Origin of the sequence: Shewanella subflava (genome assembly GCF_025971955.1) — a bacterium.
Classification (GTDB): Bacteria; Pseudomonadota; Gammaproteobacteria; order Enterobacterales; family Shewanellaceae; genus Shewanella; species Shewanella subflava.
On record NZ_JAPDMX010000003.1, the window covers coordinates 246,062 to 259,230 of the forward strand.

Sequence of the window (13,169 nt, forward strand, 5' to 3'; positions counted from 1 at the left end):
TATCTTTGCTGATAAAAATAAACAAAGATAAACACGCCCTCATAATCTGAGTATTATATTTAGGATGGATTATGAAGCATTTTTCAACACAAGATTTTGCCATGCTGGATAAACAATATCGGGCAAAACTCATTAACAGTTTATCAGGTTTTAAAAGTGCTAATTTGGTTGGCACTCAAGATGCCTTGGGGAACACGAATTTATCTATGGTCAGTTCGGTATTCCATATTGGTGCAGATCCTGCTCTAGTTGGGATGATTATGCGCCCAGATAGCGTGCCCAGAGACACCTTAACCAATATCAAACATCATGGTTTTTATACTATTAACCATGTTTGTCGTGATATTTTTCAGCAAGCACATCAAGCATCAGCTCGTTATGGGGCTCAGGAGTCTGAATTTGAAAAAGTCGGCCTAACACCTGAATATCTCGATGGCGTTCTAGCCCCCTTTGTGGCAGAAAGTCGGCTTAAATTTGCCGTTAAAATGCGTGAGATCATGCCGCTATCGATTAACAATACCATATTAGTCATAGGTGAAATATGTCATTTATATTGTGTGTCTGACGCCATAAAAGCGGATGGCTATATTGATATTGAATCGCTTGAAACGGTTGCAGTAACAGGGCTTGATTGTTATCACATCACCCATAGGTTATCTCGACTCAGTTACGCCAAACCGAATAAACCCCTTCAATGTTTAAATCTTGATGGTGAAGATAGCGCTGCGTTGATAAGAAGCAAAAATGACCCACATCAACACAGTTAGCATATGCTGAGCTATATTGAGTCATATCAATTCCGCTGCAGTGACTATTGTGACTAACAAAAAGTTAATTTTAATACTTAACACTTCAATTATTACTGGTATTTGCTTAATTTTATTGGGCATATACCTGCATAATTTTAATGAGACCATAGAAGCTATGGGGGTGCAGGGCATCATTATTAGTGCGATGTGCGTAGCGTTTGGTATGGTGTTGTCATTACCGACCAAAATGTACCTGACGTTTTTGCTTGTTAAACGAGAAGAGAAATAAATGCTTTGAGGATGATTACAGGCAAGGAGATAAAACATCGATTGTAATGTTACATTATCAGCCAATGTGTCATTGAGTCGTGACGTTGATGACAGCCTTAAATGATTGCCCCTTCCAACATTCAAGTCACCATGATTGACACTGTTAAATCGCTCGATATCCGCCAATATTCATCCCTAAACATTTAAGGCATGTCTTGTCCTGCATCACTATTGGTCTCAAATGCTTCTGGTAACAGGTAGGTTTGATATTGCCGCATTTTTTGTTGCCAAAGTGGATCGGCGTTTAACTGCTTAACTAGGCTTTCTACCATATCAAATTCGGTTTGAAGTCGCTTGGGAGCAAAAATATGTCGGGTAAAGGTATCATGTGGATTTGATGAAAAATAAATTGAGGTTTCAGTGTTGAGTAGTTGCTGGTAATAAATCGTGGTTGCCCGTGAAACGATGGCACAATCAAAGCGTTTTTTTAGCAACATATTGATTAACTGAGATTCGTTAGCGGTATCAATGCGGGTCATTAAGCCTTCGGCTACAAGCGTATCTACGGTGTGGTAGCGAAACCCTGCAATACCACCAATGCTTTTACCGATTAAGGCCTGTTTACTATCAAACTCTACAGGGTTGTTTGAATGCGAAATGATTTCATCTTGATCGTTAATAAAAGCTTCTGACCATAAGTATTTCGTTTTATTGACATCCTGAAACCAAATCGGATTAACGCCTATCACCATTCCTTCAAATAAGTTGGAGTTAAGTAAGTGATTTAGGCGTTTTCGGGGAATGTAAGATACTTTGAAATAGTATATTTGTTGGTGAGTATTAAAAAATTGCTCAATATCATAGAGTAAGCCTATTTGCTCTGAGCTGTTGATTACGTAAGGGGGCATGTAATGATAGGTATAAAGGGACACGTTTTGACGCTGCGGCTGAGGCGCAGCAGCTAGGTTAAAACAAATCAATAACAGTGTTAGCCAGACATATTTCAAATGTTTTCCTTTTGCTTCTACATGAATGGCTTTAACCACCAACGAACCGCCTCTTGTTTTAATATAGTGCACATTAATGCTATATGCATCATTCAATTTAGCATTTTATGCTTAATGGGTGGCTTGATTATTCCTCTTATAAAGTGCCTGCTTGGCGCATTTATGCAATAAACCCAAGACTATTGAGCCAAAAACACCGATAATTCACTTTAATCAGATAATGTGGCCGTGTGGCTGTGAATGACTTTAGGTGTATTCAATGGAAATCAAAGTAAATTTTCTCGACAATTTAAGACTCGAAGCCAAGTTTGATGACTTTACGGTGACTGCCGACCAACCTATACGTTATAAAGGCGATGGTTCTGCACCGAGTCCTTTTGATTACTTTTTAGCATCATCAGCACTGTGCGCCGCTTACTTCATTAAGGTGTACTGTAAGGCTCGTGATATTTCGACTGAAAATATCCGCTTATCGCAAAATAATATTGTTGACCCTGAAGATCGTTATAACCAAATTTTCCAAATTCAAGTTGAATTACCTGATGATATTTCCGATAAAGATCGCGAAGGTATTTTACGCTCCATTGATCGTTGTACCGTTAAAAAAGTGGTTCAAACGGGACCAGAATTTAAAATTGAAACCGTTGAAAATTTAGATGCCGACGCCAATGCCATGTTGATGGGACAGCCTGATGGAGAAGGTAGCACTTTTATTTTAGGCAAAGACTTGCCGCTTGAACAAACCATCAAAAACATGACTGCGATGCTAGCTGATCTGGGCATGAAGATTGAAATTTCATCGTGGCGAAACATTGTCCCTAATGTGTGGTCGTTACATATTCGTGATGCCGCTTCGCCTATGTGTTTCACCAATGGCAAGGGTGCAACGAAAGAAAGTGCACTGTGTTCAGCATTGGGCGAGTTTATTGAACGTCTTAATAATAACTTTTTTTATAACGATCAATATTTTGGCGAAGAAATTGCCAACAGTGAGTTTGTTCACTACCCCAATGAAAAGTGGTTTGCTCTGCAAGACGATGATTCACTGCCAGCGGGTATTTTAGATGAGTATTGTTTAGACATTTATAATCCAGATGATGAGCTATGTGGTTCACACTTAATTGATACCAATTCAGGTAATAAAGAACGCGGCATTTGTGCAATTCCCTATACACGTCAGTCCGATGGTGAAACCGTGTATTTCCCATCAAACTTAATTGAAAACTTGTTTTTAAGTAATGGCATGAGCGCAGGTAATAATCTCGCAGAAGCGCATGTGCAGTGCTTGTCTGAAATCTTTGAGCGAGCGGTAAAGCGTCAAATTATCGAGCAAGAAATTGTTCTTCCAGATGTGCCAATGGCCGTATTAGAAAAATACCCAAGTATACTGGCAGGGATTAAAGGACTTGAAGAGCAAGGCTTTCCAGTGGTGGTGAAAGATGCCTCATTGGGCGGACAATTCCCGGTAATGTGCGTCACCTTAATGAACCCAAGAACAGGCGGTGTGTTTGCCTCATTTGGTGCTCACCCAAGCTTTGAAGTCGCGTTAGAACGCAGCCTAACCGAGTTATTACAAGGCAGAAGTTTTGAAGGGTTAAATGATGTCCCTAGACCAACATTTAATAGCATGGCAGTGACCGAGCCTGAAAATTTTGTTGAGCACTTTATTGATTCTACTGGGATTATTTCTTGGCGTTTCTTTAGCAGTCAGTATGACTATGATTTCTGTGAGTGGGATTTTACCGGAACAAATGAACAAGAAGCTGAGGCTTTATTTGGTATTTTATCGGCAATGGGTAAAGAAGTGTATATTGCTGAATTGACCGATTTAGGTGCTTCTGCCTGCCGTATTTTGGTTCCTGAATATTCTGAAGTATACCCTGTCGATGACCTGATTTGGGATAATACCAACAAGGCATTGTTATACCGTGAGGATATTCTTAATTTACATTCTTTAAGCACCAAAGCTTTGGGTAAATTAGTTAATCGATTGGAAGAAAGCCAGCTAGACAATCAAACCGATATCCCAACGTTAATCGGTGTTGTTTTTGATGAGAATACGGTTTGGGGACAATTGACCATTATTGAGCTTAAAATTCTCATTTATTTGGCATTAGGTCAGCATGAAGAGGCCATTGAGTTGGTCGAAGAGTTCTTACAATTTAATGATAATACTGTTCAGCGTGGATTGTTCTATCAAGCGATTAATGCGGTGCTGGAAGTGACATTAGATGAAGAGTTAGCACTTGAGCACTTCATCGACAACTTTAACCGTATGTTTGGCAAAGAAGTGATGGAAAACGTCGTTGGCTCTGTGACAGGCAAAGTGCGCTTTTATGGTTTAACTAAAACCAGTATGAAGTTAGAGGGAATTGAGCCGCATTTACGTTTGATTGAAAGTTATAAGAAATTACATCAAGCGCGCAAAGTTGCTGCTATGTTGTAATGCATACCGTAGTTAAACGGCAAATTCATGTTGTGAATTTCACGTTATCTTAAATAAAAGTGCCAGGCGAGCCATTCGACTGGCATTTTTAAAATAAGTACATATTGGCAACCACCTTTGACGTGAAAGAAGTGATTCATGTTATTGTCGATATAAGGTGAATGCACCCTTTCTTTAAATACTGTTTAATTTCTTCATTCAGTACTCGATAGGTTCTAAAGGTATAAATTTTAATTTTTTTACAAATGTTAAATAGTTACATGAAACTTTAAGTCTATTTAAATATTTTTAGCTTAATATAATCAATGCCTATAAAACAGCAGATTGCAAAACAGCTGCGTGATGTTAACCAGAAAATGTATATTAGACTCACTATGAATATGGCCCCCCTTAGCTTACTGACAGTGCAAGGCATGATGTTTGGTGTAAATGTATTTTATATCAGGCACTTATCCTTACCGTGTTTATGCCTGATTTTTAGTTCGGGGTTACATTAAAAATATTTTTGAACAGAATTAAAAAAGTGTCTTATATTTATATTTGCAATAAATCATTAGTAATTTATTAAAATGACAAGGATGTTAAATGCGCAATAACCAACCCGTCACCCAAAGACAATATGATTTTAATACTGAATTTAGATTAATTTCTGGTACCGATGTTCGAGGCCATATTATTTATTGTAATGATGAGTTTGTTGAAGTGAGTGGTTTTGAACGTGAAGAGCTCATTGGTAAACCCCATAACCTTATTCGTCACCCTGACATGCCAAGTGCGGTATTCAAAGAAATGTGGGCCTATATTTCCGCTGGTAAAGTATGGATGGGGCTCGTTAAAAACAGACGTAAAAATGGTGACCATTATTGGGTGAGTGCTTTTGTTACACCCGTTTATGAAAATAATAAGATTGTTGGTTACGAGTCAGTCAGAATTAATGCGTTACCAACTGAAATTGCCCGTGCAGAGGCGGTGTATGCTCGCTTAAGAAATAATTTACCCGCAAGAACTGCCTTAGCAAATGCTACTCAGATTATTAAACCTTTAACGTCCATTTGGCTACCTATGTTATTGCTCACTGTGGTGGCAGGTGTGTTTGGCAGTACAATAGAAGTCATTGCAACATTAACTGCCTTATTAGTGTCCTGTATTTGGTCTTTCTATCGTCAGCAATCAGATTGGCAAGATATTTACACTCTTAATCCTGATTCTTTTAGTGATCAGTTAGTTGCAATGACCTACTTTGATGATTTTGCTGGCAAAGCCAGAGCCAAACTGGCTTTGGGGTCTGAGTTTGCTCGATGCCGAACGGCATTAACGCGTATTGAAGATTCAGCTCGTTCTTTAGATGTGATTGCAGACAAAACCCAGGCGCAATCTGAAGCAACTGCACAAGCCGTGACACTTCAAAGTCACTCAACTCAGCAAATTGCATCAGCGATAACGCAAATGTCCACAGCCATTCAAGAAGTTGCCAGTAATGTTGAGCGTAATGCATCTAACGCGCAACAGGCGCAATTGGCTGTGAAAGAAGGGGCAGAATTAGCTAATTCTGCTAAAGCATCCATTGATAACTTAAACCTTTCGGTAACAGATATCGCGAATACGGTTAAAGAGTTAGTTGATTCAACCAATGCGATTAGTCAGGCTGCAAGCTTAATTTCTAATATCGCTGATCAAACAAACTTATTAGCACTCAATGCGGCTATTGAAGCCGCTAGAGCGGGAGAGCAAGGTCGAGGGTTTAGCGTTGTCGCTGATGAAGTGCGTGCTTTGGCATCAAAAACCCGTGAGTCCACAGATAAAATCCATGACATTGTTAAAGTCTTATCTCAACGTGCTCAAAATGCATTAGAAGTTTCAAGTCGTGGTGAGCAAGCGGCAATGCAAGGCGTCGAAATTGTTGAGAAAACCAGATTAAAACTTGTTTCCACCAGTGAGTCAGTGGAGCTGATTACTCAGTTGTCATTAGATATGTCATCAGCGGTTGAAGAACAAAGTGCTGTAGCTGAGCATATTAATCAACAAATTATTGAAATAGCGGATGCTTCAGAGTCAACTAAGCAATCTTCAGAAACATCATTACAAATGAGCCATGACTTGCATGAATCTGTCACGTCGGTTCGCTCTATCATCAGACGATTTGCCACTAAGACACTCGGTGGTAAGTAACCTAGCTGGTCAAAAAACACCAGATTATTATGGTGTTTTTTGACCAATATAATTGGACTTAATGGAACTTATTAAAAAAAGTGAAACACTTTATGATGCTCCTCATTGACATAGCATTATGAGGATATTCAAGATGTCTCACCCGATTATTCAAGATTTAGAGTCTCGTTATACAGCCAAAAGATATGATCCCAGTAAACGAGTTTCACCTGAAAACATTAATATATTGATGCAAGCTATGCGTTTATCTGCATCGTCAATCAATTCACAACCTTGGAAATTTATTGTGATTGAAAGTGATGCCGCAAAGCAGCGATTTCACGATACCTTTGCTAATAAGCATCAGTTCAACCAACCTCATGCTAAAGAAGCATCACATATTATTTTGTTTGCCCATAAGCCTGATTACACTAAGGATGATTACCGAAAAGTGGTTGATGTAGAAGTGTCATCGGGTCATTTGCCTGCTGAACGATATGACTCCATGCTCAATGGTGGATTTACATTTGCTGAATCTAATACCGATGCAGCCGGTTTTAATGGCAATTGGACGAAAGCTCAAACCTATCTTGCTTTGGGAAACACTTTGCATGTATTAGCGCGTTTAGGCATTGATTCTACCTCCATGGAAGGGGTCGATCCTGAACTGATTAGTGAAATATTTGCACAGGAACTGGATGGTTTTGTTTGTGAACTCGCCTTAGCAATTGGTTACCATAAAGATGGTGCAGATTATAACCATGGTTTGCCTAAAGCGCGTTTAGCGATGGATGATATTTTTACTGTTTTGTAATGTAAGGTTTATACGGGCTACATTTAGCCCGTATAAAGCGTCTTTAAGTCGTTAATCTGCGATGACGCAATTTGCGTAATAGTGATTTAAAATTTCATTATTAATCAAATTAATAGCTAGAAATTATTTGTCTGAGTTGGTCGAGCCAATTTTATGAATGGCTAAATCTGCACCGTGAAATTCATCTTCCTGACTTAAACGTAAGCTGCTAATTTTGTTAATGATGCCATAAACTAACATGCCGCCGATAACTGCAACAACAATACCTGCGATGGTTCCTATCACTTGTGCACTGAAACTGACACCACCTAAACCACCAAATGCCGTCTGACCAAAAATACCCGCTGCAATTCCGCCCCATACTCCGCAAAGTCCATGTAAAGGCCACACTCCTAATACATCATCAACTCTAGTACTGCGTTGTAATTTAGTGTAAATCACCACAAACAATCCACCGGCTACTCCGCCCACAATAAACGCACCAATAGGGTGCATTAAATCAGAGCCTGCGCAAACCGCTACCAGCCCAGCTAAAGGCCCGTTATGAATAAAACCTGGGTCGTTTTTACCCACAATTAAAGCGATAATTGTGCCGCCAACCATTGCCATTAGACTGTTAACTGCCACAAGGCCGCTGATACCATCTAATGTTTGTGCTGACATGACGTTAAATCCAAACCAACCTACAATCAGCACCCATGAGCCCAATGCAAGAAAGGGAATATTGGAAGGCGCAAAAGCGATACCTGGTTTACGCCCACGTCTTGAACCCAATAATAAAATGGCTACTAGCGCAAGCCAGCCCCCCATGGCATGCACAACTACTGAGCCAGCGAAGTCATGAAATTGTGCGCCAAAAGTCTTTGCTAACCATGCTTGAAAACCAAAGTTACCATTCCAAATGATCCCTTCAAAAAACGGATAAACAAATGCCACTATGAGGGCTGAAGCAAACAGAAATGGTCTAAAGCTGCCACGTTCTGCTATACCGCCGGATACGATGGCTGGGATCGCAGCTGCAAAGGTGAGCAGGAAGAAAAACTTCACTAGCTCATAACCATGATTTGCGCCTAATGCCTCTGCACTGACAAAAAAATGTGAGCCATAAGCAATTTGATACCCAATCACAAAGTAAGCCACAGCAGAAAAAGCAAAATCAGTAATGATTTTCACTAACGCATTCACCTGGTTTTTGTGTCGAACTGTACCTACCTCTAAAAATGCGAAACCAGCGTGCATGGCGAGTACCAAAATAGCCCCCAATAAAATAAACACGGTATCGGCACTTTGAGCTATCACGCCAATGGCATCACTAATATTATTATCCATTAAGAGTCCTGATGTGGTTTGAGAATCAATCTTAGGCTTGAAAAGCAAAAATCATTCCTGTTTATTGATGATAAATGAAATGATGGCTGTTATTGGTGCAACGCAATGAAAATGTTAATTAAATTTTTAACTTACGCGAGCAATATTGGTGCGCTAATGTAGCTAACTGAATGGTTTTAATAGGATAAGATGATTAGCTGTGTATCATTTTGGTGCATAAGTGGCGTAAGTTGGTGCACTGCAATGGTGCGTTGAAGTTCGGCAATGCATATTCTTACTCTTAAGGTGAGTCTTTATGAGTTCAATCTCAAGCCCGTTGGCATAATGGGTTTGATCACTTTAGGCGTGTAAATTGGCTTAAGCAGCCTTTAAGGTGACACGCAGCGATTTGTGTGTTTTTTCACACTTTTGAATTGCGAGCTTGTTTTTAAATAGACGATCGGTCTAATATAGCCCCATGCATGAAATAAACACTAAACCACGCCGTGGTAGACCGCCTAAAGCGAGTCGAGATAATCAAGATACCAAAGCCGCGTTAATTCGCAGCGGGCTTGAACAGCTAACTGAAACGGGATTTGCCGGTTCGGGAATTGATCTTATTTTAAAAAAGGTCGGCGTACCTAAGGGATCTTTCTACCATTACTTTGCCAGTAAAGAGGCATTTGGTCAGGAAGTGATTGCAAACTATGCCTCCTACTTTATGTATCAACTTGATAAGTGCTTGGCGGATGAGTCGGTTTCAGAGATTAATCGCTTAAGTTTATTTGTGGAAAAAGCCAAAAGCGGCATGACAAATTATCAATTTAAACGTGGTTGTTTGATTGGCAATTTAGGCCAAGAAGTCGATTTGTTACCAGACAGCTATCGACAACAACTAATTGATATTTTTGTGAGTTGGCAGACGAGGTTAGCCATTTGTTTACAAGCCGCTCAAACCCAAGGTGATATTCATCCTGATGCAAACTGCGCACAATTAGCTGAACTATTTTGGGTGGGATGGGAAGGTGCTGTTAGTCGTGCAAAACTGGTAAAAAGCGCCCAACCTTTACAAGATTACTATGATTTTTTTATGGCTGGTTTAGTTAATAAAGATAAATAAAGACAGTGATAAATGAGTGGGATTTTGTTGATTGAGCGGCGATAAATAATTTTTTTACATTTAAATAGACGATCAGTCTAAATTGGAGGTTTTATGTTTCGTGGTATTTTAATTGAAAAAGATGAGCAAGGTTATCGTGCCGCTTTAAAAGAGATTGATGAATCCTTATTGCCAGAGGGGGATGTGATAGTCGATGTACTTTATAGCACATTAAATTATAAAGATGGTTTAGCGATTACTGGCAAAGGCCCTGTAGTTAGGCAGTTCCCTATGGTGCCTGGCATTGATTTGGTTGGAGTTGTTTCTCATTCAGATACGGACAAATTTGTGGTTGGCGACAGGGTATTATTAAATGGCTTTGGGGTAGGCGAAGTTCATTGTGGTGGTTTGGCACAAATGGCTCGTTTAAAAAGTGATTGGTTGATCCCGTTACCAAAAGCGTTTTCACCTCGCCAAGCTATGGCTATCGGTACAGCCGGTTATACCGCTATGTTATGTGTTATGGCATTAGAAAAAAATGGCGTGGCGCCGGATAAAGGTGACATCTTAGTCACGGGGGCAAACGGCGGTGTCGGCAGCTTGGCTGTGGCGATTTTGGCTAAGCTAGGATATCAGGTCGTCGCCTCAACGGGACGAGCAGAAGAGGCCGCTTATTTGCACAAATTGGGAGCCAAAGAAGTGATTGACCGCCAATCATTGTCGGAGCCAGGTCGCCCATTGGCTAAAGAGCGTTGGGCTGGCGCCGTGGATTCGGTGGGCAGTCATACTTTAGCTAATATTTGTGCCAGCACTAAATACGGTGGCACCGTTGCTGCCTGTGGTTTAGCCCAAGGCATGGATCTTCCCGCCACGGTGATGCCATTTATTTTACGTGGCGTCACATTGGCGGGAGTTGACTCTGTCATGCGTCCGCTAGCTGATCGTGAAACCGCCTGGCTGCGCCTTGCTGACATTATAGATCCTGAATTGTTTAATGATATTGCTACTGAGATGACACTTGAAGGGGTGATTCAAGGGGCTAATGATTTAATGGCCGGTCATATTCGCGGACGAATTGTTGTCAAAGTGAGCTAGTTTGATAGAAAAAATGCCAGTCAGTTAGCTGACTGGCATGTGGTTTTTTAACCTAGTATATGACTGAACGATGAACTCATCTCGTCATTATCAACAAAGCGGCAGTATTACCAAATACGGACGCGTTCATCTTCGGGTAAATACAACTTATCACCAGGTTTTACATCAAACGCTTTGTACCAAGCATCATGGTTACGAGGCGCAAGCGCACGATAATGACCTGGTGCGTGGGTACCGGCTTTAAGTTGGCTTAGCATACTTTGTTCAGTACGCTTTTCTTTCCAAACTTGTGCCCATGCTAAGAAAAAGCGTTGGTCTCCGGTTAGACCATTAATGACAGGGGCTTCCTTACCATTTAAACTTAATTGGTAGGCATGGTAAGCCATTGCGATACCACCTACGTCCCCAATGTTTTCGCCAAGGCTATTGCGGCCATTGACAAAATTACCCTTGATGGGTTCATACAGGCTGTATTGAGCAGCTAATTGATCCGCTTTAGCTTCAAACGCCGCGCGATCGGTATCGGTCCACCAGTTACGTTGAATACCGTTAGCGTCAGATTTTGAGCCTTGATCATCAAACCCATGACCCATTTCGTGACCAATTACCGCACCAATACCACCATAGTTGACGGCTGGATCGGCATTGGGATCAAAAAACGGCGGCTGTAATATGGCTGCAGGGAATACAATTTCATTGAACGAGCTGTTGTAATAAGCATTCACGTACTGCGGTGTCATACCCCAACGATTACGATCCGTTTTTTGTAGCTCTTGAGCGACGCTATCGGCATGGAAGAATTGGCGTAATTTGTGAATATTGCCTACTAAATCTTCATTCGATAGGGTTAATCCATCAAATTCTTGCCACACATCAGGGTAGCCAATTTTAGGGGTAAATGCAGCCAGTTTGGCATGAGCATTGACTTTGGTGTCATCGCTCATCCAGGTTAACCCATCGATACGTTGGCCTAAAGCTGTTCGTAAGTTTTCAACTAAATCAGCCATTTGTGCTTTAGATGATTCAGGGAAATAACGAGCAACATAGACCTTGCCTATGGCAAAACCTAATGATTCGGTTGCTGACATTTCATCTACAGCACGTTTCCAACGAGGGCGCGGCTCTTCTTGGCCATTTAAGGTTTTACCATAAAAGTCAAAGTGAGTGTTGTAAATGTCTTCAGACAATAAATCGGCGTTATTCGCTAAAGTATGGAAGGTTAAATAGTCTTGCCATACATTTAACGGTTGCTCATTCACTAGTGCAATCATTGCCTTAATAGGTTCAGGCTGTGACATGTTAAGCTGCGGCACCTTGTACCCTGTTTGTTCAAAGTAAAGATCCCAATTAAAGTTAGGATAAGCGGTTGTTAAATCTGCTCGCTTAATCTGATTTAAAGTTAAGTCACGATCGCGACGTTTTTCACGTGGCCAGTGACCCTCAGCAATTTTGGTTTCGAGTGTTAAAATCGCTTCTGCACGTGCCTTACCCTCAGCGATACCAGCAAATGTTAGCATTTTGGCAATATGGTCAACATAAGCGCTACGGATAGTGACAAAGCGTTCATCGTCTTCCAAATAATAAGAACGATCAGGTAAGCCTAATCCACCAGCTCCCACAGATAATTCATATTGATTTGGATCAAGGCGATTAAACCACATACCACCATAAATGGGTGATTGGGTATTGGTTAACCAAGATTGGCCAAATACCTTGGTTAAATCATCGGTATTTTTGATCGCGCTAATTTGATCTAAGGTAGGTTGAATTGCTGTTACACCCAGTTTATTAATGGTGTCGGTGTCCATATAAGCATGGTAAAAATCAGCAATTAATTGTTCTTCAGCATTTAAATCTTGGCGACTTACAATATCATCAATGATGGCTTTGACTTGTTCTTCACTGCGCTCGGCTAATGCGGTAAATGCACCATAACGAGTCTTATCCGCGGGCATTTCAAAGTTGTCATACCATGTGCCGCTGGCATACATAAAGAAATCATCACCCGGCTTAACGGCTTCATTTCTGGCGGTTAAATCAATACCAAACTCACCTAATTCTGCTTTTTTTACTGCTGTGGTGTTAACTACTGGACTGTCAGTTTTAGGGGTTTCTGGGGTACCACATGCACTAAGAAAAGTGCTTGCTAATGCGATGGCAATTAAGGACTTTTTCATTGTTATCTGTTTCCTTACGGGCTTTTTAGGGCTAAAAATTCACTCTCATCTTCTAA

Annotated in this window: 10 protein-coding genes; 7 read left to right on the forward strand and 3 right to left on the reverse strand. The window is 40.7% G+C overall.

Going from position 1 to position 13,169, the window contains the following annotated elements; translation table 11 throughout:
- Positions 1-71 precede the first annotated feature (71 nt).
- Entirely contained in the window at positions 72-767 is a 696-nt protein-coding gene (locus tag OHT75_RS03275; RefSeq protein WP_264725006.1) for a flavin reductase family protein, read from the forward strand.
- Positions 768-816: 49 nt separating this feature from the next.
- The gene (locus OHT75_RS03280) at positions 817-1,038 is read left to right on the forward strand and encodes a hypothetical protein (RefSeq protein WP_264725145.1); all 222 of its coding nucleotides are present in this window, start codon (positions 817-819) and stop codon (positions 1,036-1,038) included.
- Positions 1,039-1,222: 184 nt separating this feature from the next.
- Here the strand turns inward: OHT75_RS03280 and OHT75_RS03285 are convergent, their stop codons facing one another.
- Positions 1,223-2,098, reverse strand: coding sequence for a hypothetical protein (locus tag OHT75_RS03285; protein ID WP_264725007.1), 876 nt, complete (start codon positions 2,096-2,098; stop codon positions 1,223-1,225).
- Between the two features lie 187 nt (positions 2,099-2,285).
- Here OHT75_RS03285 and OHT75_RS03290 point away from each other — a divergent pair, with 187 nt between their 5' ends.
- The 3 genes from OHT75_RS03290 to OHT75_RS03300 all read left to right on the forward strand — a co-directional run bounded on the left by OHT75_RS03290 (position 2,286) and on the right by OHT75_RS03300 (position 7,434).
- Entirely contained in the window at positions 2,286-4,472 is a 2,187-nt protein-coding gene (locus OHT75_RS03290) for an OsmC domain/YcaO domain-containing protein (RefSeq protein WP_264725009.1), read from the forward strand.
- Between the two features lie 585 nt (positions 4,473-5,057).
- Entirely contained in the window at positions 5,058-6,641 is a 1,584-nt protein-coding gene (locus tag OHT75_RS03295; protein WP_264725010.1) for a methyl-accepting chemotaxis protein, read from the forward strand.
- Positions 6,642-6,774: 133 nt separating this feature from the next.
- On the forward strand, positions 6,775-7,434 hold the full coding sequence (locus OHT75_RS03300) for an NAD(P)H-dependent oxidoreductase (RefSeq protein WP_264725011.1): 660 nt from the start codon (positions 6,775-6,777) through the stop codon (positions 7,432-7,434).
- 123 nt (positions 7,435-7,557) lie between these two features.
- Here the strand turns inward: OHT75_RS03300 and OHT75_RS03305 are convergent, their stop codons facing one another.
- On the reverse strand, positions 7,558-8,763 hold the full coding sequence (locus OHT75_RS03305; RefSeq protein WP_264725012.1) for an ammonium transporter: 1,206 nt from the start codon (positions 8,761-8,763) through the stop codon (positions 7,558-7,560).
- Between the two features lie 457 nt (positions 8,764-9,220).
- On the opposite strand from OHT75_RS03305, the gene acuR reads away from it, so the two are divergent.
- Positions 9,221-9,862: an acrylate utilization transcriptional regulator AcuR gene (gene acuR, locus OHT75_RS03310; RefSeq protein WP_264725013.1), complete on the forward strand. Its 642-nt coding sequence runs from the start codon at positions 9,221-9,223 to the stop codon at positions 9,860-9,862.
- Between the two features lie 93 nt (positions 9,863-9,955).
- On the forward strand, positions 9,956-10,936 hold the full coding sequence (gene acuI / locus OHT75_RS03315) for an acrylyl-CoA reductase (NADPH) (RefSeq protein ID WP_264725014.1): 981 nt from the start codon (positions 9,956-9,958) through the stop codon (positions 10,934-10,936).
- 107 nt (positions 10,937-11,043) lie between these two features.
- On the opposite strand, the gene OHT75_RS03320 is transcribed toward acuI, so the two are convergent.
- Positions 11,044-13,113 (reverse strand): M13 family metallopeptidase, encoded by a 2,070-nt coding sequence (locus tag OHT75_RS03320; RefSeq protein WP_264725015.1) that lies wholly within the window; start codon positions 13,111-13,113, stop codon positions 11,044-11,046.
- Between the last annotated feature and the right edge of the window lie 56 nt (positions 13,114-13,169).